General features: G+C 61.7%; 22 protein-coding genes. 9 read left to right on the top strand and 13 right to left on the bottom strand.

Going from position 1 to position 23,158, the window contains the following annotated elements; all coding sequences use genetic code 11:
- Positions 1-42 precede the first annotated feature (42 nt).
- On the top strand, positions 43-1,386 hold the full coding sequence (locus VMA09_02335; protein ID HUA32417.1) for a glycosyltransferase family 39 protein: 1,344 nt from the start codon (positions 43-45) through the stop codon (positions 1,384-1,386).
- A gap of 292 nt (positions 1,387-1,678) precedes the next feature.
- Here VMA09_02335 and VMA09_02330 read toward each other — a convergent pair whose 3' ends face one another.
- The 7 genes from VMA09_02330 to VMA09_02300 form a co-directional block, all read right to left on the bottom strand.
- Positions 1,679-2,137, bottom strand: coding sequence for a DUF192 domain-containing protein (locus VMA09_02330; GenBank protein HUA32416.1), 459 nt, complete (start codon positions 2,135-2,137; stop codon positions 1,679-1,681).
- Between the two features lie 53 nt (positions 2,138-2,190).
- On the bottom strand, positions 2,191-3,501 hold the full coding sequence (locus VMA09_02325; GenBank protein ID HUA32415.1) for an MFS transporter: 1,311 nt from the start codon (positions 3,499-3,501) through the stop codon (positions 2,191-2,193).
- Between the two features lie 9 nt (positions 3,502-3,510).
- Complete coding sequence (locus tag VMA09_02320; GenBank protein ID HUA32414.1) at positions 3,511-4,713, bottom strand: cytochrome P450; 1,203 nt, start codon at positions 4,711-4,713, stop codon at positions 3,511-3,513.
- Between the two features lie 14 nt (positions 4,714-4,727).
- Positions 4,728-5,930, bottom strand: a complete 1,203-nt coding sequence (locus VMA09_02315; GenBank protein ID HUA32413.1) for a cytochrome P450 — start codon at positions 5,928-5,930, stop codon at positions 4,728-4,730.
- A gap of 145 nt (positions 5,931-6,075) precedes the next feature.
- The gene (locus tag VMA09_02310) at positions 6,076-7,293 is read right to left on the bottom strand and encodes a cytochrome P450 (GenBank protein ID HUA32412.1); all 1,218 of its coding nucleotides are present in this window, start codon (positions 7,291-7,293) and stop codon (positions 6,076-6,078) included.
- Between the two features lie 2 nt (positions 7,294-7,295).
- Positions 7,296-7,943 carry a TetR/AcrR family transcriptional regulator gene (locus tag VMA09_02305; GenBank protein HUA32411.1) on the bottom strand — a complete coding sequence of 216 codons (648 nt, stop codon included), beginning with the start codon at positions 7,941-7,943 and terminating at the stop codon, positions 7,296-7,298.
- Positions 7,944-8,369: 426 nt separating this feature from the next.
- Positions 8,370-9,167 (bottom strand): enoyl-CoA hydratase, encoded by a 798-nt coding sequence (locus VMA09_02300; protein HUA32410.1) that lies wholly within the window; start codon positions 9,165-9,167, stop codon positions 8,370-8,372.
- Between the two features lie 28 nt (positions 9,168-9,195).
- Here VMA09_02300 and VMA09_02295 point away from each other — a divergent pair, with 28 nt between their 5' ends.
- The 4 genes from VMA09_02295 to VMA09_02280 all read left to right on the top strand — a co-directional run bounded on the left by VMA09_02295 (position 9,196) and on the right by VMA09_02280 (position 12,268).
- Positions 9,196-9,654, top strand: coding sequence for a GNAT family N-acetyltransferase (locus tag VMA09_02295; protein HUA32409.1), 459 nt, complete (start codon positions 9,196-9,198; stop codon positions 9,652-9,654).
- A gap of 91 nt (positions 9,655-9,745) precedes the next feature.
- Positions 9,746-10,807 carry a quinone-dependent dihydroorotate dehydrogenase gene (locus VMA09_02290; GenBank protein HUA32408.1) on the top strand — a complete coding sequence of 354 codons (1,062 nt, stop codon included), beginning with the start codon at positions 9,746-9,748 and terminating at the stop codon, positions 10,805-10,807.
- A gap of 15 nt (positions 10,808-10,822) precedes the next feature.
- Positions 10,823-11,641, top strand: a complete 819-nt coding sequence (locus tag VMA09_02285) for a sulfurtransferase (protein ID HUA32407.1) — start codon at positions 10,823-10,825, stop codon at positions 11,639-11,641.
- A 6-nt stretch (positions 11,642-11,647) separates the two neighbouring features.
- Complete coding sequence (locus VMA09_02280; protein HUA32406.1) at positions 11,648-12,268, top strand: hypothetical protein; 621 nt, start codon at positions 11,648-11,650, stop codon at positions 12,266-12,268.
- Here VMA09_02280 and VMA09_02275 read toward each other — a convergent pair whose 3' ends face one another.
- Entirely contained in the window at positions 12,269-13,246 is a 978-nt protein-coding gene (locus VMA09_02275) for a cyclase family protein (protein HUA32405.1), read from the bottom strand. It abuts the gene before it with no gap.
- A 29-nt stretch (positions 13,247-13,275) separates the two neighbouring features.
- Positions 13,276-13,758, bottom strand: coding sequence for a GNAT family N-acetyltransferase (locus VMA09_02270; GenBank protein ID HUA32404.1), 483 nt, complete (start codon positions 13,756-13,758; stop codon positions 13,276-13,278).
- A 196-nt stretch (positions 13,759-13,954) separates the two neighbouring features.
- Here VMA09_02270 and VMA09_02265 point away from each other — a divergent pair, with 196 nt between their 5' ends.
- On the top strand, positions 13,955-15,160 hold the full coding sequence (locus VMA09_02265; GenBank protein HUA32403.1) for a beta-propeller fold lactonase family protein: 1,206 nt from the start codon (positions 13,955-13,957) through the stop codon (positions 15,158-15,160).
- Positions 15,161-15,165: 5 nt separating this feature from the next.
- Here VMA09_02265 and VMA09_02260 read toward each other — a convergent pair whose 3' ends face one another.
- The 4 genes from VMA09_02260 to VMA09_02245 form a co-directional block, all read right to left on the bottom strand.
- A complete protein-coding gene (locus VMA09_02260) occupies positions 15,166-15,975 on the bottom strand; it encodes a nucleoside phosphorylase (GenBank protein ID HUA32402.1) in 810 nt (269 codons plus the stop codon).
- Positions 15,976-16,246: 271 nt separating this feature from the next.
- Positions 16,247-17,386 carry a PAS domain S-box protein gene (locus VMA09_02255; protein ID HUA32401.1) on the bottom strand — a complete coding sequence of 380 codons (1,140 nt, stop codon included), beginning with the start codon at positions 17,384-17,386 and terminating at the stop codon, positions 16,247-16,249.
- A gap of 64 nt (positions 17,387-17,450) precedes the next feature.
- Positions 17,451-17,867, bottom strand: coding sequence for a Zn-ribbon domain-containing OB-fold protein (locus VMA09_02250; protein HUA32400.1), 417 nt, complete (start codon positions 17,865-17,867; stop codon positions 17,451-17,453).
- A gap of 54 nt (positions 17,868-17,921) precedes the next feature.
- A complete protein-coding gene (locus VMA09_02245; protein ID HUA32399.1) occupies positions 17,922-19,091 on the bottom strand; it encodes a thiolase family protein in 1,170 nt (389 codons plus the stop codon).
- Positions 19,092-19,381: 290 nt separating this feature from the next.
- Between VMA09_02245 and VMA09_02240 the strand changes: the two genes are divergently transcribed.
- The 3 genes from VMA09_02240 (at position 19,382) to VMA09_02230 (ending at position 23,152) form a co-directional block, all read left to right on the top strand.
- Positions 19,382-20,683 (top strand): VWA domain-containing protein, encoded by a 1,302-nt coding sequence (locus tag VMA09_02240; protein ID HUA32398.1) that lies wholly within the window; start codon positions 19,382-19,384, stop codon positions 20,681-20,683.
- Between the two features lie 68 nt (positions 20,684-20,751).
- Positions 20,752-21,381 carry an FHA domain-containing protein gene (locus VMA09_02235; protein ID HUA32397.1) on the top strand — a complete coding sequence of 210 codons (630 nt, stop codon included), beginning with the start codon at positions 20,752-20,754 and terminating at the stop codon, positions 21,379-21,381.
- Positions 21,382-21,451: 70 nt separating this feature from the next.
- Complete coding sequence (locus VMA09_02230) at positions 21,452-23,152, top strand: protein kinase (protein ID HUA32396.1); 1,701 nt, start codon at positions 21,452-21,454, stop codon at positions 23,150-23,152.
- Positions 23,153-23,158 lie beyond the last annotated feature (6 nt).

The raw sequence follows: 23,158 nt of genomic DNA, 5'->3' as shown, positions 1-23,158 counted from the left end.
GCACTCGAATCCAGAAGACCCCTCTCGCGTGGAGCGCTGGCGATGCTAGCGCTCGCGATCCTGCTCGGCGGCTTCCTGCGGCTGCATGACCTGGGCGCGCACGAGATAATGCTCGACGAAGGCGATTCGTGGCGCGTCGCAAGGCTCGAGAGTTCGCACGTGATGGTCGAACTGGAGCAGCACGACCAGGGCAAGCTGCCGATCTACTTCCTGATGCTCCACGGATGGATTCGGCTTTTCGGCGACGGCCTCGCGACGATGCGTATCCCGGGTGCGCTCCTTGGAACGGTCAACATCTTTCTGGTCTTCGCGCTCATGCGGACGCTGCTTACGCTGTTTGCTGAGGGAGCGGATCCTTCGCTGATCGAAACCGCGTGCGTCGCGGCGGCGCTTTTCATGGCGACCAACACCACGATGATGGCCGTCGATCGAACGGTGCGGATGTACACCTTCGTGGTTGCGATGGAACTGCTCCAGACGCTGTTCTTTGTGCGCAGTGTGAAACACGGCCGCACGATCGACGCCGGCGCCGCGACGCTCTTCGGCGCTTTGGCGATCGCGGGCAACTATACGGCGGTGATGCTGCTCTTCAGCGAGGGTGTTTGGCTTCTCGTGGTAGCGGCGGGGCGATCGCGTCTGCCGCGGCTCGCGCAGATGTGGTTCTGGCCGCCAGTCCTCGCCCTGGTTGGCAGCGCTCTCATCGTGGCGGTGCCGATCTTCATAGCGACAAACCGCTTCGATCCGCGGGTCGTCAACGCGGTGATTTCGTACGCTCCACAACCAGTGTGGTGGCCGATCGCGGACGCGGGTTTCCACCTCGGCAACGTGGTCGCTGTGCTCGCATGCGTATCACTGATCGGAATACGTGGACGATTCGGGGTCGGAATCGGGTTTCTGAGTTTCTGCTTCTTTGGTCCCAATCTCATCGTGTGGACCATCTCCGAGACGATCACTCCATTTGAGATGTTCCGCTACCTGCTGATCGCATTCGTCGCGGCGATGTGTCTGGCCGCGATTTTTCTTGCCTCGACGATTCCGTATGCGATGGTGGTGGCGGCAGCGATTGCCCTGTCATGCCTTTTTACGCCGTATCGCTACTGGGATTTGCCGGTGGCGTGGCGCGAGGCCGCATCAGCCGCCGAGCGGCTCAACACCGGGCGAGGACAGGTAGCAGTCGCGCCGTGGTTCGCGGAGAGCGTGGTGCGCTACTACTATCCCGAGGCGCGGCGCGCTGAAGTCGTCGGCACTGGAGGATGCGGCGGCGCGCCCTTTCTGATCCTGAGCGGCCTCCAATACGATCAACGCGGCCTGCGCGCGAAGCTCACGGCCTGCTATCCCAACATTTTGTGGCGAGAAAACTACGTCGAGCTGCGCGGCCGCGAGTGAACGCCAGGTCCAGTTCCACGCTTGGTTTTGGCAGCCGCCGCCGCCTTTAGGCGAGCGGTTGGCTTCGGGCCGCGCGACACGTTTGTTGTGCGCGAATTCGTTTTGCGCGGGCCTTCTTCTTCGGCAATCTTGTTGACCATTTCCATCAATTCGCGGAAGCGGTGGGGCTTGATTCCTAGTTCCACCGCCATCTCTTCTGCGGACTGGATGGGCCCTGGCCGAAGATAAATGAGCTTCTGCTTCATGGTTGCGAGTCTAAGAGGGTGGGGGACAGTTCAAAATCCCGCGCTCATCACCGCAGCGTGTGCGGCTCGAAGCCGGTGAACTCCATGCGATCGCCGGGGACGATCGCATGCTTGGCGGCGAAGCCGCCGTTCACTTCGAGCACATACTGCGACAGTCCGCGCACTCCCACGTTCTGCTGCGAATACGGCACCGCGTTGGCGACTGTGCCCAGCACGTGACCGCCACTTTCGGCGAAAATCATGTCGAGCGGAATTTTCGTGTTCTTCATCCAGAACACCAGTTCGTCCGGATGCGGAAAGACGAAGATCATTCCGGCGTTCTCGTCGAGATGGGTACGATACATGAGCCCGAGCTCGCGCTTGTCGTTGGTATCAGCGACTTCGACGCTCACCGAAGCGAGCGTCTTGCCCTCGGGCGTGACGATCGTGACGCAGGGACCATCGGTGCAGGCGGCGAGGACAAAGAACAGCAGGAGCGAGGTAACGATTCCGGCGAACTTTCGCATGGCGGCAAATCTTAACCGGCGCGCGAGTCGATCGGTAGCCTCGCGATTCTTCGTTACGCCACTTCGGGAGAAATTTCCTCGAGCTCGCGGCCCGCGGTTTCGGGCAACAGCATGATCAAAACCGGCGCGAGCATCCAGAAAACAGTCAGGTACTTGATCGCCGTCCAGTGCGAACCGGTCATACGATAAAGGACGCTTTCAAAGGCAAATCCCAGTGCCCCGCCGGTCGTGCCGGCGACCATGTGCGCCGAGCCGGCGGTCGAGCGATACGAGGTCGGAAACAATTCCGCCGTGAAGCTGCGCATGATCGTGCCAGATGCCATGTCGAAGAAAAGCTCAATCGTCCAGGCGGGCGCGATCGTGAAGCCCTTCGCCGAGTAAATCCAAATCGTGAGGAGCGGCGCCAGCAACATGAAAACCGCTCCCACGTGGCGGCGTCCGAAACGATCGCTCAGCCGGCCGGCGACGATATTTCCCAAAATCCCCAGTCCACCGCCAATAAAAAAGAGCGTGGTTACATTGGCGGGCGAGTAGCCATGCACTTCCTGCAGGAACTTGGGAAAAAACTCACCGGCGGCATTTCCGCCCATCTGGCTCAGAAAGGAAATCGTCAGCAACATCGCAAGCCGCCCCGGATATGCGCGCACCAGCGCCGCAAGCGGTTGCCATACGTTCGTCGGCCGATCTGCGCTCGATTCGACTTCGAAGCGCCGGCTCTCCGGAAGCACGCGCCGCAGCGGGATGATCAGGATGAGCGGAATCAGGGCCAGTGCGTAAAGGCCGCGCCATCCGTAGGGCACGATGTTAATCATCGAGAACACCAGCGCCGCGATACCGTAGCCGACCGAGGAAATTGCGGTCAGCAATCCCACCGACCAGCCGCGGTACTGCGCATCGATCTCCTCGATCAGGATCACCAGGGCGATCGTCGTCTCGGCGCCGGCGAAGGCCCGCGAAAGTACCTGGAAGATCACGAAGCTGCGTTCGCCCGGTGCGATCGCGGTGAGTCCGGTAAATATCGTGTAGCCGACGATCGTGTAGAGCAGCAGGCGGCGGCGCCCGAAGATGTCGGCGAGCGGCGTGATCGCCATCGACAACAGGTAGCCGAGGCGGATCATCGAAAGCATCGCGCCCAGATGCTCTTCGGCGATTTTGAGACTCTTCTGGATTTGCTTGAGCGCGAGGCTCAAGAGCGCAACGTCATATTGGTCGAAGAAGCCTGCGGTTATGGCGATCAGAAAGACTCGCCACTGGCGCGGTGTGAACGGCGGCGTCCGGCCGAAGAGCCCGAGGTGCAGGCTCTTGCGCTCCGCCTCGCCGTTGAGCTCGCCCGCGGCCGACAGTTCTGATTCAGGCGTTGCCATCGTTCGCCTTTACTCGAATGCCATCGGCATCGATTCGAGTCCACGCAGAATGTAGGAGCCTTTGTACGTGGGTTTGAAGCCGGGATCCTTGAGATTCAGATGCTTGAAGCGGTCGAACGTGGCGCTGAATGCGATCGTCGCCTCGAGCCGCGCCAGCGGGGCGCCGATACAAAAATGGATGCCCTCGCCGAATGCGACGTGATCGTTGGGCTCGCGCGTGATGTCGAAGTTTTCGGGATTCGGAAACTTTGCCGGATCGCGATTCGCCGCGGCCAGTATAATGAAAGCGATCGCACCAGCTGGAATCTCGCGCCCGCCAACATCCGCGTTCGATTTCGGAAATCGCACCGTCGATTGCACCGGTCCGTCGTAACGCAGCATCTCTTCGATCGCGCGCGGCAGCATTTCCGGGTTCTTGCGCAGAAGCGCGAACTGATCGGGATTTCGCATCAGCGCAAGTGTGCCGTTGCCGATAAGATTCGTCGTGGTCTCGTTGCCGGCGATCAATAGCAGCGACACGAAGTTCAGAAGGTCGACGGCGGAAAGTGCGTCGGCCTCGTGATGAGCCCGCACCAACGCGCTCACGAGGTCAGGCCCGGGATGTTGGCGGCGGTTTTCAATCTCGGCCTGGAAGTAATCGGTGAGCTCGTCGATCGTGCGCACCACGTCGGGCGGCGTCGGCGTACCGGGCAGATTGTTGCCGGCGTCGATCAGCTTGTCCGACCAATGCTTGAACGTCGCGTGCAAATCCGACGGCACGCCGAGCATCTCCGCGATCACAGTCACGGGCAGGACATTTGCCATATCCTTAACGATGTCGAACTCGTGTTTGCGCTGAGCTTCGTCGAGAATTCCCGCCGCGATTTCGCGAATACGCGGCTCCAACTCGCGGATACGCCGCGGAGTGAAATCGCGCGAGATGAGTTTGCGCAGGCGCGTGTGATCAGGGGGATCGACGCCAAGCAAATTGCGCGATCCGGCGAGACGGCCCTGGTATGCCTCCTTCGGCGGCGGCGGACCCATGTTCGAGAACGTCGCATGATCATGCATCACGCGAATCACGTCGGCGTAGCGTGCGACCAGCGCGATCTTCATCGCGCCGAATTCCATGATATGCGGCGGACCGGCGTGCAGCGCGCCGTAGTGCGGGTAGGGATTGTCGCGAAACGCGGGATCCCACGGATTGAAATAGATCGGCGCCTGCTCGCTCATCGTTATTCCTCTGCTCAGTCGATCGCCAGCGGCAATGAAGCAAGGCCTCTGAGAAAGTACGAGCCTTTATAATTAAGCGGCGCGTTCGGATCTTTTAGTCTGAGATTCGGAAAGCGCTCGACCGCCGAGCCGATCGCGATGCCAGCCTCGAGTCTCGCGAGCGGCGCGCCGATACAAAAGTGAATTCCAGCGCCGAACGCGACATGGTCGCGCGGTTCGCGCGTGATATCGAAACGATCGGGATCCGGAAATTGCGCCGGGTCATGATTCGCAGCGGCGAGAATCGCAAAGCATCGCGTCTGGGGCGCAATCACCGTGCCGCCGATCTCCGCCTCGACGAGCGCGCGCCGCACCGTCGATTGCACGGGCGGATCGAAACGCAGCATCTCCTCGATCGCGCGCGGCACAAGCTCCATGTTGCCGCGCAAGAGCTTCAGCTGATCGGGATTTTGCCCGAGCGCGAGCATCCCGTTGCCGATCAGATTGGTCGTCGTCTCGTTACCCGCGAGCAGCAGCAGCACCACGAACGCGAGCAGCTCCTCGGCCGTCATCGTTTCGCCGTCGGCGTGGGCGGCGACGAGGGCGCTTATCAGATCAGGCCCGGGATTCGTGCGGCGACGCTCGATCGCCTCAAACATATACGCGCGAAGCTCGTCCGCCGACTTGATGATGTCGTCAGGCAGCGGCATCCCCGGGAGAGTATTGCCGCCATGCACGACGGTATCGGACCAGTGCTTGAATTGCGGATAGAGGTCGCTCGGCACACCGAGCATCTCCGCGATTACCATCACAGGCAGCGCGTTGGCGAGATCCTTGACCGCGTCGAGCTCGCCCTTGCGCGCGGCGGCGTCAAGCAGGTCCTTGGCGATCTCGCGGATGCGCGGTTCCATGTCGCGGATTCGGCGCGGCGTGAAATCGCGCGCGACCAGACGGCGCAAGCGCGTCTGAACCGGGGGATCGGCGAACAGCATGGTCTTCGCCCCCCGGAATGGACCCTGATCGACGAAGTCCTTCGGGCGCGATTCAACGCTGGAAAATCGCTGATAGTCTTTCAGCATCGCGCTCACGTCAGCGAAGCGCGCGATCAGCGCCACCGGCCCGAACAGATCGAGGAGTTGCGGCGGGCCGGCGAGGAGCGGCTTATAGTACGGATAGGGATTCGAGCGGAAGTCGGGATCCCACGGATTGAAGCGGATCGGTTCGGCAGCCTGATTCATTTCGTCGTGTCCTTTTCGTTAATCCGCCTTCCGTTCTACCGTGCTCGTGAGGAGCAACTGCGATGCCATCCGGCGTCGTTTGATTCTCTGTGTTTTGCGCGTGCCTACGCGCAGTCGTGCCGCTGCGCGCAGTGCATCGCGTGCGCTAGATCGCCATCGGCAGGCTGCTCAGCCCGCGAAGGAAATACGATCCTTTGTAGGTGAGCGGCGCATCGGGATTTTTCAGTTTCAGATTCGGAAAGCGCGCGAGCATCGTTTCGAATGCGATCGTCGCTTCGAGCCGCGCCAGCGGCGCGCCGATGCAGAAGTGAATCCCCTCGCCAAACGCGACATGCTCGTTGGGCGTGCGCGTGATGTCGAAGCGCTCGGGATCGGAGAACTGCGCGGGATCGCGATTGGCGGCAGCGACGATTACGAAGATTCCCGTCTTCGCGGGCACCGAGGTTCCGGCGATCTCGCAATCGCGCAACGCCGTGCGAAATGTCGATTGCACGGGTCCGTCGTATCGCAGCATCTCCTCGATCGCGGTGCGCATCAGCTCGGGCTTCGCGCGCAGCGCCTCGATCGCCCCAGGATGACGCCCGAGCGCGAGCGATCCGTTGCCGATCAGATTTGTAGTCGTTTCGTTGCCAGCGAGCAGCAGCAGGACAACGAAGTTCAACAGCTCGTCAGCGCTGAGCGATTCTGAGTCGGCGTCGTGATGGGCGACGAGCGCGCTCACGAGATCAGCACCGGGATTGCTCCGGCGGCGCTCGATCTCGCGCGCGAAGTATTCACGCAGTTGAGAAGCCGCATCCTTGATTTCCTGTGGCATCGGCATCCCAGGCGCGGCGTTGTCGCCCTCGACGACCTTGTCGGACCAGCGCTTGAATTGCTTGTACTGCTCTGGCGCAACGCCGAGCAGCTCGGAAATAACCATCACGGGCAGTGGATTGGCGAGATCGTGCATCACGTCGAACTCACCGCGATTCGCCGCGTCGTCGACGAGGCGTGCCGCAATTTCGCGGATCCGCGGCTCGAGCTCGCGAATTCGGCGCGGTGTGAAATCGCGCGCGACGAGGCGACGCAGCCGTGTTTGAGTCGGCGGGTCGGAGCCGAGCATCGTAGGCGCATCGAGGAAGAGCGCGTTCTGCTCGTCGAAGCCCATTTCCTTCGGCTGCACACTCGAGAACGTTGCGTGATCGCGCAAGGTTGCGAGCACGTCGGCATAGCGCGCGGCGAGCACGAACTTGAATCCCATGTCGAGGATCCGCGGCGGACCGCTGAGCAGAGGCGTGTAATGCGGATATGGATTGGCGCGGAAACTCTCGTCCCACGGATTGAAATAGAAGCTCTGCGTTTCGGCCGCAACTTGCTCACTCATAGTTAATCTCCCGAGTTATGAGTTGACGCCAGCGAATCCATGCTTCGCAGCAGATGGATGGCGAGCCTTTTTAGAGTTTGCAGCGATTGCACGAATATCGGCGGATCGGCCTCCTGGTCGGGACTCAAGACCCGCTCCAGTGCCATCGATTCGAGAAAAGCAAAGATCGTCCCGAGCAATTCCATCAGCTCGAACTCGCGGCTCTCGGGCCAAGCGAGCACTGCCGCGAAACCGCGGACAAACCCCTCAGTAAAGCGCTCACTCGCGTTCCGCACCGCCTCTTGCAAAGCGGGATCGGTGCGGCTCGCGACGACCAGCTCGAGCCATGCGTAAAAAGTCGGGCCCTTGAAAATCGGCCACATCTTTTCGACGAGCTGCTCAAGGCGCGCCTCGCGATCGCCGGGGGGCGGTTCGGCCACGGCATTGCCGAGCTCGGCAAGCCTGAGAGTGAAAACATGCTCGAGGGCGCTTACGACGAGTTCGTCCTTCTTCGGAAAATGATGAAGCTGGGCGCCGCGCGAGACTCCCGCGCGCTGCGCGATTTCGGTCGTGGTGGTGCCGGCATAGCCGCGCTCATAGAGGCAGGCGACGGTCGCATCGAGCAGCCGGCGCCTGGTTTCCGCACTTCGTTCTTCTTGAAGCGATGACATTCTGATCCGTTGGGGAGAAAGTTCAGTTAAGGACTCAATAACAGTCAGACTTGATTGTTGCAAGCAGGCCTGATTGTTTCTTTTATCGTAGAGGACACCTGGGCGAGCGATGCGAGGCCTCTCTCCCGCGGCTGACGCCAACGGCGGAAGCCGCAAACCGGGAGAGGCCGCGATTCGATTCGCGAAGCGAACCGGACCGTGGGTGAGGGCGCGTCATCGCGAACGTTGGTGGGGAATCGCCCTCACCCGCCGTCCGATTCACGAGGTGAATCGAACGACGGCCTCTCCCGATGCGCAGCTACGGCCTTCGGCCGCAGCCGCGGGAGAGGCTATTTCAGCATCGGCGTGCGAAGATTTTTGAACCCGCGCCAGCGTGGTGCGGAACTCGGGGATCGCAGAGAGCCTTTCGATTTTCGAGGATCCGGCTTACTTCCCGCTGAAGACCGGGCGGCGCTTTTCTAGGAACGCGCGCACGCCTTCCTTGTAGTCTTCGCTGTCGAAGCAGCGCGCGACCATCGTGCCGACGGTCTTGGCGTCGCGTTCTTCACGATCGCGCAGGCTCTCCCGAATCGCGACCTTCGCCGCCGCCATCGTCAGCGGGGCGTTGGTCGCCATCTTGGTCGCGTAGTCGCGAACGTTAGCCTCGAGATCGTCAGGATCGACGACGCGATTGACGAGGCCCATGTGCAGCGCCTCGTCCGCATCGAAGAGCCGCGCCGAGAGCAGGATGTCGCGCGCATTGGCGGGACCCACGGTCTGCGTCAGCGCGTTCACGCCATCGAGCGGATAGGCAAGCCCGAGGCGCGCCGCCGGCACTCCCATCCTGGTTCCGCGAGCCGCGATCCGGATATCGCACGACAGCGCGACCTGCACGCCACCCCCGATACACACGCCGGAGATCATCGCGATCACGGGTTTGCGCGATTCGATCAGCGAGGAGATGGCGGCTGCCGGCGCGTCGCGATACTTGCGCGCCTGCTCGGCGTCGGAGCGCATGGCCGGGAACTCCGAGATATCAGCGCCGGCGATAAACGCCTCGGGCGTCGCGCCGCGCATGATAATCACGCGGACGGCATCGTCGGCCGAAAGCTCCGCCATGCCTTCCGCGATTAGCTGCCAGGTTCTAAGATTGAGCGCGTTGCGGACCCGCGGGCGGTTAAGAATCAGCCATCCGAGCGGAGCCTCGTGACGCACGAGCAATGGTTCTTGAGAATTGTCACTCACAGCGGGTCGCCTCTGCGCATAGCGGTTTATGGTTATAGTCGAGCGCGCTTCGAAATCGGATTTTGAGCATATTTGCGCGCTGGACGAAACGGTTTACGGCAGCAGCGCGCGGCGCAGATCGATCGCACGGGCCTTCGCCGAGGGCCGCGTCGCGGTGGCGCGTGTCGATGGAGTCGTGGGCGGCTTCGTTCTGACCGACCAGAATTTTTTCGATCAGGGCTTCGTGCGGCTACTGGTCGTACATCCGAATTTTCGCCGCCGCGGAATCGCCAGCGCCCTGATGCGCGCGGCCGAGCTCGATTGCCAGACTGACAAGTTGTTTACCTCGACCAACCAGTCGAACCTCGCGATGCAGGCGCTATGCGAACGGCTCGGCTTCAAGCGCAGCGGCATCGTCGAGAACCTGGATGAAGCCGATCCGGAGCTGATCTACATGAAGCGGATGGTCGAGCCTGGTCCTCGGCCATCCGACGCCGACGACGAGTGAGCCAGAACCAGGCGTTACCACGAAGGTCACAAAGGCACGAAGGATTTCTTTCTAGGTGACTTCGTGCCTTTGTGGTGAGTTCTGCTGATTGATGATGATCGACCTCCTCTATCGCAACTTCGGCAAGCCCCTGCTCTTCATGCTCGATCCCGAGGCTGCCCACCACATGACGCTGGCGATGCTCTCGGCGACGCCCGCTCTTTCGCCCGCGCCTGATCCGCCCGAGCTCAAAACAAAGCTGTGGGACATCGATTTTTCAAATCCGATCGGACTGGCGGCCGGGATGGACAAGGACGCGAGCGCGGTGCGCGCGTGGCATGCGATGGGACTCGGGTTTGCCGAGCTCGGCACGATCACGCCCCGGCCGCAGCCTGGGAATCCGCGGCCACGGATGTTCCGGCTGCCGGCGAATCGCGCGCTTATCAATCGCCTCGGCTTTCCCAGCGTCGGCATGGATGCGGTCGCATTTCGCGTCGCGCGGATTCGGCGCAGCGGGATTCCGATGAAGCTCGCACTCAACTTCGGTCCCAATAAGGACACGCCGCCCGAGGGCGTCGCGGCCGACTATGCGGCGCTGATGAAGTGTCTTGGCGGCTTCGCCGATTTCATCGTGATCAACGTCAGCTCGCCGAACACGCCCGGCCTGCGCAACTGGCAATCGCCGGAGCGGATGCGCGAGATCTTTTCTGCGATCACTGAGGCTGGAACGGCGCGCCCGCCGATCCTGATCAAGCTCGCGCCTGATCTCGAGCGCGACGATTTGCTCAGGATCTGCGGCTCGGCAATCGAGCTCGGATTCGATGGGCTCGTTGCGACCAACACGACGCTGAAGCGTGAGGCGGTCGGCGTCGTATCATCGTATGAAGGCGGACTCAGCGGGCGGCCGCTCCTGGAGCTGTCGCGCGGGCTTATCCGCGAAATCTTCCGGCATACCGGCGGGCGTATTCCGATCGTCGGCGTCGGCGGTATCGCGAGCGCCGAGGATGCGTATGGGCATATCCGCGCGGGGGCCTCGATGGTCGAGCTGTACACCGGTCTCATCTATGAAGGCCCGACACTGCCGCGCGATATCAAGGCGGGGCTCGTGCGCTTGCTGAGACGCGACGGCTTCGGCTCTATTGGCGATGCGGTCGGAGTCGACGCACGCAACTGACGAGCGGGATTAGCCATGACACAGGGAAAACCGAAGCTGCTTGTCGATTCGAAATGGCTCGCGAGCCATATCGGTGACGACAACGTTGTATTGATCGATACGCGTCCGGCGGCGGATTACTGGGTGGGACATCTGAGAGGCGCCCGCCACTTCGATCCCTTTCCGTTTCATTATTACGACACCACGCCGCGCGGGATTACCGAGTTCAACGCGCAGCTCGAATGGATCTGCTCGGCGCTCGGAATCACGGGCCGCGAGACGGTCGTGTTTTACGAGGAGCAATCCGGGATGCGCGCGGCGCGGGGTGTGTGGCTGCTCGAATACGCGGGGCATTCGAAGGTGAAGATGCTCGACGGCGGCCTCAAAGCTGCGGCGATGAAGCTCACGGAAAAGCCGGTGCGCATCGAGACGACGCAGTTCAAAGTGAAGCCGCGCGAGGAGGCGCTCGCAACGCTGCCGTATATCATCGAGCATCTCGGTTGCGCCGACATGCAGATCTTCGACGTGCGCAGCCCCGAGGAATATTTCGGCGAGCGCGTGCGCGCACGCTACGGCGGCGCGATCGCGGGGGCGATTCATGAAGACTGGACGGCGGCGATCGGCGCCGACGGCAAGGTCAAACCGGCGCGCGAGCTGCGCGAGCAATTCATCGGAATCGGGCTGAATCCCGAGAGCGAGATCATTCCCTACTGCCAGGGCGGTTATCGCGCTGCGCATGCATACATCGCCTTGCGCGCGGCGGGCTTTACCAACGTGCGCAATTACATAGGCTCGTGGGCCGAGTGGGGGAATCGGAGCGACGTTCCGATCGATCATCCCCGCCGCAAGCAGTGACGCTCGATGGCGTCGTCACGAATCTTCCTGCTCACCGGTTTTGCGCCGTTCGGCGGCGAGATCGTCAATCCCTCGTGGGAAGTTGCGCGCAGCTTCGACGGCGAGGAAGCAGGACCACTGCTGATAAAGTCGGTGCGAATTCCCGTTGGATGCGCTAAGGCCTCGACCCGCGTAACCGCTGCGATCGTGCGCTACAAGCCGCGCGCGATTCTGGGACTCGGTGAAGCAGGCGGCCGCACGGCAATTTCGCTCGAGCAGCTCGCGATCAATCTTGCCGATGAGCGCCACGGCCTCAGAACGAAAGGCGATCCCGGCGTGGTGCCGGTAATCAATGGCGGACCCGATGCATACTTCGCACGAATCGCGCTGAAGGCGATCCTGCACGAGCTCGATCGCGAGAAGATTCCTTCGGCGATTTCGTTGAGCGCGGGCGCTTACGCGTGCAACGCGCTGATGTACACGGCGCTTCATCTGATGCGGCGGCGCCCGCGCGTCCCCGTCGGCTTTATCCACCTGCCGTACGAGGAGCGCCAGGCGCTTCGGCATCGCGCAGTCGCGAGCATGCCGCTCGAAACGATGCAGCGCGCGGCGCGCGTCGCAATCGATACAATCGCGCGCAGCCTCTGACTATTTGATCGCGACCGCGTTGGGCGGCGTCGCGATTCCGCCTTCCAGATGCATCGGCACCGACACCAGCATGAACTCGTAGCGGCCGTCGCTCGCGCAATCCGCCGCGAGATCGTCGAGCACGAACTGCTCGCCGAGCGGCAGGCCCATCAGCGACAGCGTGCGATAGTGCAGCGCGCCTTCATCCTGGAACGACCACGGCCACGGCTCGACGGCGGGACAATCGGTGCCAATCGCGGCGACGCGGTTGTCCCATAGCCAGCCGACCAGCTCGCTTGACGATTCGATCCCGCAGGCGGTGAGATCCTCGAGCGGCGCCATCGCTTTTTTCTGCTCCGGCGATGCGCCCAGGTAGGCGCCCATCCAACCAGTGCGCACGAGCAGGATCGATCCGGGCTTAAGCGGTGTCTTCTGCGCGGCGAGCGCTTCCTTCAGGTCCTTCAGCGAATAGGAAGTCTGCTTCAGGGGGTCGATCGCGCGGCCCTGCGCCTGGGTGTACTTGCGCGCATCGATCAGCACGCCGCGGCCGACGACCTTGTTCGACCATTTGTGGATGCCGAGCTTGCCGCCCGTGCCGCCTTTGATCTGATCGTCGGTGACGCCGTTGTAGTAAGCCTTGTGGCGCAGATGGCCGACGTGGCCGAGGCCGTCCCACTGGCTGCCTTCCTGGGTGTTGTAGTTGTCGATCGAATCGTCGTGGCCGAGGAGACCGTATTGCTCGAAGCTCAGAATGGTGTGCTTGGCCGGATTGCGATTGAAGAGGGGAGGCGTCGCGTAGTTGATGGGAGTATCGAGGCGGAACACGCGGCCCTTCTTGACGAGACCGGCGGCTTCGATAATTCCATCCTCGGTCAGGAAATTGAGGCATCCGAGCTCATCAGTGTCGCCGAACACTCCCCAGTTCGATTCCGGCGGCGCGCCCTTTTTCACGGGCAGTTCGGAGAAGCGCGGGATTTTGTTGAAATCGATTTTCGGCATGATCGATGACCTCCGTCAGGGATGATGAGCTATTTGCTTGGAGTCCATTGGTAGAGCACGTCGGGTTCTTTTTCTTCGTTGCGCGATCCGTCGTTGAAATCAACCGCGACGAAGCGGCGGGCCTCGTAGAATTGGCGGGCAGGAGTATTGCGCTGGAAGGTGTAGAGGCGCAGCCGCGCCGGGCGAAGCTCTTTGGCGAGCGCGAGCAGGCGATCGCCGACGCCGCTGCGTTGCATCGCGGGTGCGATGAAAAGCTGATCGAGCATGTCTTCGCCCTCGAGCGCGAGGAAACCGACGATCCGCCCGCCGCTTTCCGCGACCCAGACTTCCAGGCGCGGCACCAGATAGTCGGAAACCCAGGCCCGGATTTCATCGTCTGTATGCACTGTCGGCATGTAGGCGGCGGCGCCGCGGCGCGAGGCGATATAGACCTCGGCGATCGCGGGCGCATCGCTCATGTGCGCGCGGCGCACGATGATCTCCGGCGAGGGCATCCGCACGATGTCCGCCACAGCAGGCCTTCGTGTCAAGCCGGGACTGGATGAACGTTCGTTGAGAATCTGCGATATTGCGATACGCTCATCATTGTGAGATACAGCACGAAACTAAGTGTCAACTCTTGTGTTCCGGGTGTATTCAGTAATCTTCTATAGTGTCGAAGATCGCGGGCGACGCGGTCAGTTGTGACGGGCTGAATAAGGAGGCCGCGTGTCGAAGCGATCAATCCTGACCAGACTTGTTGTTCTGATCCCTGCCCTGGTGCTCATGGGTGCGATGCTGGCGGGCACGATGTCATGCGGCGGCGGCCTGTTCCCGGAAGTGACCGCCACCGCGACGCCCACGAACACGCCGAGCCCCGGCACGGGTAACTTCGCCTATGCTACCGACCTCAATACGGCGAAACTTGTCCCCTTCGCGCGCAATACCACAACCGGATTTCTCACGGCCGGCAAAGCTCTGAGCGCAGGCGCGACCGGCTCGGGCATCGGGCCGAAAGGGATGGCGATAACTTCCGGCAACGACTTCATCTACGTTGCCAATGGCTCCGACAACAATATCTACGGCTACTCGATTGGCTCTAACGGCACGCCCTCGCCGCTCTCGACTCCATCGTTTCCTGAGGGTTCCGGCACCTCGCCGCAACAGATCACTATCGACGCCAGCGGCAGTTCGTTCATGTGGGTAACCAACTCCGGCAACGCCTCGATCACGAACTGGACGATCAGCTCCAATGGAACCCTGACAGGCAATCAGACCCAGTCAGCAATAGGGCTGTCGCAGCCGTTCGGGATCGTCAATGACGGCACCTACGTCTATGTCGCTGATCCCGGCAATGGCACCGTAAGTTCGTTCTCGATCTTGTCCGGCGGGCTGCTATCGGTGAACAGTTCCCAGCCCAGTCTTGGTACCGGCTCGCCGGGCAAGCCAACGAAGATCGTGCTCGATCCGAACGACAACTACGTGTACGTGGCGGACTTCAACAATTCATATATTTCCGCGATTGGAATTCTAACGGGCGGTATCTTGGCGCCTGCAGTGGCATTTCCAAGAGCAACGGAAACCCAGCCGTTTGGTCTCGGGATCACCGAGGTGAGCTCCGCAGGAACAACGCTGGACTATTTGCTGGTCGCAAACCAGGCGACGACCGTGAATGGCTCGTTCAATCCAATCACCACCCCTGGGACAGTGGGGACGCCGGGCAATTTCCCTGGCAATAACGTCAGCGTTCCGACCGGGCTCGCCGTCGCGCCGCAAAACAACTTCTTCTATACCGCCGATCAGAACGACGGCACGGTCGGCCAGTGGTCGATCGGTGCGAGCGGATGCGCGCAACTGGTGTGCTTCGTGCGGAAGGTTTTCACCGAGGGAACGAGCACCACGACCGGGCCATTCGACGTGATTCTGACCAACTAGCCGAGTCAGATGCTGAGGCAGGATTCCACGGCTAGCTGGAAGACGCGCTCGCGGGATTGATGGCGCATCCAGTCGCGATGGTCCCAGCGCTTGCCGCCGAGATCGTCGCCGCCATAAAGGATCTGGCCGAAGATCACGCGGCGAAATTGCGCGACGGCGAAGAATGCTGACGCTTCCATGTCGACCGTCAGGCAGCCCTCGTCGCGGCGCATCTTGAGCTTACCGCGCGTCTCGCGATAAATCGCGTCGGTCGTCCAGGTCTTGGCTTTGACGTAATCGATACCGTTGCGGCTGAGCGTCGATTCGATGGCGCGCAGCGCCCGCGGATGCGGCGCGACTTCGCGCGACGGCGGCAGGTAATGATAAGAGGTGCCTTCGTCACGAATCGCGGCGGTCGGAACGATCACGTGGCCGACCGCGATCTTCGAGTCGAGCACGCCGGCGCCGCCGCAGGCGACAAACTTGCGCGCGCCGCGCGCGATACATCGCTCGAGCATCGCCACCGCCATCGGCGCTCCGACGCGCGGATGCGCGACGGCGATTCGCTTGGCGCCGACCTCGATTTCATAGACTGGATGCCGCCCGCCTTCGCCCGTCGAGTGATCGATCTCGCGCGCGCCATTGCGGACCAGGTCATCGATCACATCCTGGAAGAAGCAGAGCACGCAATGCTGCGGGAAGTCGTGGCGCTTTTCGAGCCGATGCCGCGGCTCGATAATCGCGGTACGCGCGGGATCGAGCTCGAGCAGCGGAATCGAGTTGGCCTCGGGCAGCAGGCGCCCAGCGGCGCGCTTCGCACCACGGCGCTTAATCATTCAGCAGTGTCTAACATGGAGCGATTGCCGGGTCATTCATCACGCAGAGCCAAATTGTTCAGAAGGCGGCGCGCAGCGCGCCATCTCAATGGCGGGCAGGGACGCCCACCCCCACTGTTATCTTAGTCAATCAGAAGAGACTGTCTGTCATCCCGAGCGACGTCGAGGGATCTTGGAGGCCCCCAAAGGGGCCGGTGCCAGACATTGCGCGAAGCGCGTTCCTTTTCTGCCGTCGCGAGGAAGTCGCGGGAGAGGGTATCAGAGCGAATCGTCAGGAGGCAGCCATCTTGGCCTGCATCGCGGCGGCCTTGGCTTCCTTGGCCTTCTGCTTCACCTGCATCAGGGTCTGACGCAGCTTTTGCGGATTGATCGGCTTCTTGAAGAGCGCGCCTTCAAGGCCGCGCAGCCGGGTGCGCTTCAGGATGTGATCCTTGTCGTAGTAGTACGCCGTCATCAGGATCACCGGCAGCTCCGGCATCTCCTCTTTCACCTTGAGATAGAACTCGTAGCCGTCCATCTCCGGCATCACGACGTCGCTGATGACTGCATCAACCTTGACGTTGCGCAGGATGCCGAATGCCGCCGAAGGCAGCGTCGCGGTGTGCACGGTACATCGCTCGGCGCGCAGCAGGTCGCTCATCGATTGAACAATGGAAAGATCGTCGTCGAGCACGAGCACGGAGAATCCGTTGAGCGGCCATTCCTCGCCCGTCGTTACCAATTCGGGGCGCTTGGGCGCCTCGAGCGGCGAGGGCCTGGGCGCGAGGTCGACCATCCGCTTGCCCGCCAGATAGTCGCGGGTCTCGTACTCGCCCTTGCGCGCCATTTCGTCGAGCCGGCGCACGATCGCCTGCACGCGTTCGACCGAATGGCGAATCGATTCCATCCGCTCACCCTCGACCACCTTTTCCGCATCGCTCAGGTGCGACTCGAGGTCGCGCGAGACGAGGTCGAGATTATTGATGATGCATTCGAGCGGGTTGTTGATCTCGTGCGCGAGACTGACCGCGATCTCGCCGGCGGTCGCGAGCTGCTGCGCCCGGCGCATCCGGCGGATGTCCCGCGCGAAGCCGATCGAGCCAACTTCCTTGCCGTCCTCGTCGTAGATCATCGCGCCCGAGATCATGACCTGGATGGGCTCGCCTTCTTTGTTCCTGAGGATCGTCTCGTAGCTGCCGATACGGCCTTTGACGGGCGATTCGCGCATCGCGCGCATCACACGCTTGGCTTCCTCGAGCGACGAGTAGATCCGGGTGACCTTCTGGCCGATGATCTCGTCGGCAGTGAAGCCCAGGTTCTGGCGCGCGCCGTCGTTGTAATAGTTGATGGTTCCTTCGCGATCGACGGCGATAATAATGTCGGGCGAGCTCGCCAGGAGAGTTTTGAAATATTTCTGATCGAGCGGAAGCATCGGTTTTATCTTTGTTTGGTTAGTCGTGCTGTTGCAAACGTTTGTTATCCCGCCTGTACACAGCTCAACGCGCTGCGCGAGGCCGGAATTTAGGAATCGTCACTTCATCGCTCAGTTTCTCGAACGCGACCTCGACCGGCATCCCGATCTTGATCTCATGCGGCTTGACGCCGAGCAGGTTCGAGGTGAACTTGCATCCTTCTTCGAGCTCCACCACGACCACCGCGTACGGAACCTCGGCGGCGAAGCCGGGATGATAAACCTGGTGCATGATGTTGAAGCTGTAGATCGTCCCGCGGCCGCTGACCGGCGCCCAATGCGATCGCGTCGAGAGGCAGTTCGAGCACAGCTCGTAAGCCGGGAAGCGCAGCGTGCCGCACTGGTCGCACTTCTGGATCATCAGGCGCCCCTGGCGAGATCCTTCAAAGAACTCCGCCATATTGGGCGTGATCGCCGGAATAGGTTTGCTCAGCTCAGCCATACAATTGATTCGGATTCGATACGGCGCGTGGCGGGAGGCCACGACGCGTGTCGCTCAGGGGTTCGCCCCGAGGACGAGAGTCGAGTGCGTGGATAAAATACCGCCGTTGCCGGAGATCAGGCCGATATCATGCTTTGGCACCTGCCGCCTCCCACCGTCACCGCGTACCTGGATGACGCCCTCGCTGACCGGCGTCATGCCCCACATATAAAAAGAACTTAGCTGACCGCCTCCCGTATTCACGGGCAGCGAGCCGTTGGGCCCGATGCGCCCGTCGGCCACGAACGGACCGCCTTCACCTTTCTTGCAGAAGCCGTAGTCTTCGAGCGTCACCAGGACGGTGAAGGTGTAGCAATCGTAAAGTTCGGCAAAATCGACGTCCTTCAACTCGATTCCCGCCATCTTGAAGGCGGTTCCCTTGGCGATCGGCGCGCCCGAGATCAACGTATCCATCGGATCGCCTCCCGGATGCCCTTGCGCCATCCCTAATATATAGACGGGCGGACGCCTTAAATCCTTCGCTCGCTCGGCAGAGGTGACGATTACAGCCAGACCGCCATTGGAGACGAGACAGCAGTCATAAAGATGGAAGGGCTCCACGACCCATCGCGAAGCGTGGTAGTCCGCCATCGACATCGGCGAGTCGTAGAACTGGGCGTCGGGATTCATGTTCGCCCACTGACGCTGCGCGACGGCGATCGCGCCCAGATGCTCGCCGGTCGTGCCATAGAGATGCATATGCCGCCGCGCCACGAACGCATACGCGGCGTTCACGCCGAAAAGCCCGTAGGCGGCGTTGAGGCCGCGCGCGAAGCCGTAGGCCGACGCCGATCCTCCACCCTTGCCCTTTTCTGGAGAAGGCGGCTTGAGCGGAGCGTCGGCGAATACGCACGCGACAACCTCGGCCATCCCGGCCGCGATCGATTGCGCCGCGTGCATGATCATCCCGGCCGCCGTGGCGCCGCCGATGTTCATCGTCGCGCTCAGGCGCAGGTCGCGCAGGCCCATCGCCTGCTGCATCGTGAACGACGCCATCGTCGCGTCCATCCACGTCACTCCGGGGTTGACGATCAGCCCGTCGAGGTCAGTGCGCTTGAGCCCCGCATCAGCAAGTGCCAGCTCAACCGCATCGACCGCGAAGCCCATCGCCGAAGAATGATCGAAGTTCTTGCCCATGCGAGTCTGGCCGAGACCCGCGATTGCGCATTTGGCTCTGAGGCTCATGACGAGTTCCTACTTACGCTAGTTCTGGACGGCACGCCAAGCATTCTGCATCGCGCAATTAGCAATACTATAGCACGACTGATGGCGCATTTAAGCGATCTTAATGACCGCTCGGGCGGGCGCCGGCCGAATCCGAATCCGATCGTCAAGGGGAACGTCAAATATTTGCAACCGACTGTTGAGAAAAGCGTCATACCTCTTGGCCTACCTCGTGTGCGTTTCGTATTCTATTTGGTCGGTTGCCAAGGTCCGGAGCTTGACCCTAGAATTGGCATTGGGAGATTTAGCAAATGGCAGAGCCAGTTAGCTTCGAGGCGCTCGCAAGCAGCGAACATGTGCTGTCGAGCGCTGAAAACTTCGTTCTTTACGTGCTCCTCGAGGCTACTGCTCGCGGAAAAGGCGGGGGCGGGCGCGTTCCGCTGAACCTGGGCGTCGTGATCGATCGCTCTGGCTCGATGTACGATGAGCGTCGGCTCGAATTCGTAGTCGATGCGGTTAAATTCCTCGCCGACAATCTTAATCCTGAAGACTCGGTGTCAATCGTCGCCTTCGCCGACAAGGCGCAGGTGATCGCCACGCCCGAGCAGGCGCGCGACAAGAATTTCGTCAAGCGCGCCATCGACGACATCGATTTGCTCGAAATCGGCGGCGGCACGCAGATGGCGCTCGGGATGCGCGCCGCGATCGACCAGGTCAAAAAGGGCCTCAGCCCCAACAAGCTCAATCGCGTGCTCGTGTTAACTGACGGTCAAACTTACGCCGAGACCGAATGCGTCGAGCTCGCCGCGCAGAATCACGAACAGATTTCTTTCTCGACGATGGGCGTCGGCGTCGAGTTCAACGAGAAGCTGCTCCAGCGCATCTCGCAGGATTCCAACGGCAAGTATCATTTCATCGGCGACCCGGCCGAGATTCCCGGCATCTTCGAGGACGAGCTGCAGGGCCTGCGCTCCGTATCGGTCCGCAATGGCCGTATCGACGTGACGCTGTCGCAGGGCGTGCAGGTGCGCGAGGCATTTCGCGCGTCGCCCGAAATCTACGGCCTCGGCACACCGATGGTCGCCGACGATCGCAACATCAGCTACGAGATCGGCGATCTGCAGGCCGGCGTCCCGGGTTCGGTGCTGCTGACGCTCGTGCTGCCGCCGCGCAAACCGGGCCCCGTGCGCGTGCTGCAGAGTACGTTTAGCTACGACGTTCCGGGTGCGAATGCGGGCACCGCCAATATCGATCTGGCCGTCGAGTACACGCTCGATCGCACGCTCACCAGCAAGCGTAACGGCCGCGTCATGAATCTCGTCGATCAAGTATCGATCGCGAAGCTTCAGACCAAGGCCGAAGAAGAACTCAAGTTGGGCAACGTCGATCGCGCGACGCGCCTGCTCGGCAACGCCCTGCAGGGCACGCAGCGGATGGGCAACGTCAAGGCGACGCAAGCGCTCGCGGGTCTGATGGATCAGATCAAGAAGACGCAGACGCTGCAGACCAAGGCGGCCAAGACCACGCTGCTCCAGGCGCAGGCCGTGGTCCGCAAGACGCAGATGCTCGACCCCGATGCTCTCAAGGAATTTCAGACTAAGAACGGCAACTAAAATATCGACCAGGTATCCTGAGTTAGGCGCGCGATGCGCTACTTACAACCGGCGAGGACTTTAAGATCATGATCAAATGCGGCGAATGCGGCTACGAGAACATGGACGGACTCGACTATTGCGACGGATGCGGCGCCAAGCTGGCCGGCGCTCCCGCGAGCTCGAGCGAAGCACCGGCCTCGACGCCGCCTGCTGCCGAGCCTGCAGCGCCGGAAACTCCCGCGGTTGAAACGGCGCAAGCCGCTCCGGAAGCCGCCGCGGTTGAAGTTCCCAAGTCGGACGCGCCTACCGGTGAGATTAAGCCCGAGGTCGCAACTCCCGCGGCCGAGCCTGCCACGACACCTTCCGCTATGGCGACATTTAAGGCCAAGCTCGCCGTAGTTCGCGGCGGCCGCAAAGGCCAGGAGTTCCCGCTCGAAGATGGCAACAACCTGGTTGGCAGATGGGATCCCGATACCGGCTCGTTTCCCGAAGTCGATCTCGATGCCGACGATCCGGAAGCCAAAATCTCGCGCAAACATGCGCTGATTAGAATCTCCGACGGCAAGATCACGATCGAGGATATCGGCAGCCTCAACGGCACCTATGTGAATCGTCAGCCGCGCATGGCGCCGGGCGCTCCGGTAGAATTGAAGACCGGCGACGAGATCATCATTGGCAAAACCTTTTTGAAGTTGACGGTAGAACCGATTTCCTAAGATGTGAGGCTGCCTGCGCGCGGAATTGAAAGGCCGCGCGCAGTGAGCTCGCCGTATCGATACATTCACGATGAATCCGGGACAGGAGCTCACCGAGGGCCATCTTCTTGACGGCCGCTATCGCGTCAAGAAGGTGCTGGGCGTGGGCGGCATGGGACGCGTTTATCTATCCAACGATACGCGCCTCGCCAACCGCCCCGTCGCAGTCAAGGAAATGATCGTCGGCGACGGAATCGCCGAGAAGAAAGCTATCGAGGACTTCACGCGCGAAGCGAACGTTCTCGCGCGTCTTGCTCACCCCGGTATCCCGACGCTCATCGATCACTTCGCTGAGAACAGCCGCAATTACCTGGTGATGGAATTTGTCGCCGGCGGCGACATCCAGCACATGCTCGACAAGATGGGTCCCAAAGCCCGCCTGCAGGAAGATCAGGTGCTGCGCTGGGCGCGGCAGATGCTCGATGTGCTGGACTTCCTGCACGGGCAAAATCCGCCGATCATTTATCGCGACCTCAAGCCCGGCAACATCATGATCGACAAGGACGGCCGCGCGATGCTGATCGATTTCGGTATCGCGCGCTTCCTGCCGCCCGGCGGCCGCGGCACTCAGATCGGTTCGGTCGGCTATGCGCCGCCCGAGCAGTACATGGGCAAGGTTGAGGCGCGCTCCGATCTCTATTCGCTCGCGGCCACGATGCATCATCTGCTCTCCGGCCGCGATCCGCAGCTCGAGCCGCCGTTCAGTTTCCCGCAACTCCGCGACCTCGCGCCCGAGGTGTCGATCAAGACTGCGGAGGTCATCACGCGCGCGCTGAATGACGATGCGACCAAGCGCCCATCGTCGGCGAAGGAAATGCTGCGGATGCTGCCCGAGCCTTCCGATCGTCCGGCGACAGGCAGGCCCGGCGCGCCGATGTCTTCGATGGCGACTGTGATCCTGTCGAACAGCGCGCCGAGCACTCCCGCGCCCACGCCGCGCACGATCGCACCTTCGACCTACACGCCGCCGCGTTCTACCTACACGCCGCCGTCCTCCGCGGTTCCGCGCAAATCAGCGGCCTCCTCGATGCCCACTGTGGTGCTGTCGGAGAGCGCGCCGCCACTCTCGGTCCCGAGCGGCCCATCGCTCAAGCATGAATCGGGCAAAGTTGCGCAGGAACTTGAGCGCGCAATCAAGCTCAAGAGCCGAGCCAAGGACCTTATCTCGCGCGGAATAAAAAGCGGCATCTCGGCGATAAGCCAGCAGCTCGATTCGTCGCGCGTATCATCGACCGCCAAGACTGCGGACCTCTCGCCGGTGAGCGGCTCGGCGCTGCGCTCGCAATACGCAGCTACGGCGGACCGATCCCCGGCCACCACGGTACCGCAATCGAAACCTTTTCAGCCGAGCCTGCCCGGCGCGTCCGCATCGATCTCGGCTGCCAGTGCGTCTTCTAGTAGTGGCGGGGTCGACACCGCGAAGTTGATTGCTCGTGGAGATACGACGGAATTCGGAATTATCGGGATGCGCGCCGTGATCGGACGCTCGATCGACGGCACCGAGGCGCTCGATATCGATCTTGGCGCGCTCAAAGGTCAGGCCGATCGCGTCTCGCGCCGCCATGCCGAAATTATCCGGCGCGGCGCGGACTTCTTCATTCGCGATCTCGGCAGCACCAACGGAACTTTCATCGCGGGCCGTGGCCGGCTCGGGCGCGATCAACTCTACAAGTTGAAAGATCGCGATCAGGTGGTGGTAGGCGGTGCTATACTTCAATTTCGACGAGGCTAGCGGTGC

The sequence above is a fragment of the Candidatus Binataceae bacterium genome (assembly GCA_035508495.1).
Lineage (GTDB): Bacteria > Desulfobacterota > Binatia > Binatales > Binataceae > JASHPB01.
This window is presented reverse-complemented; position numbering and strand designations above follow the sequence as displayed.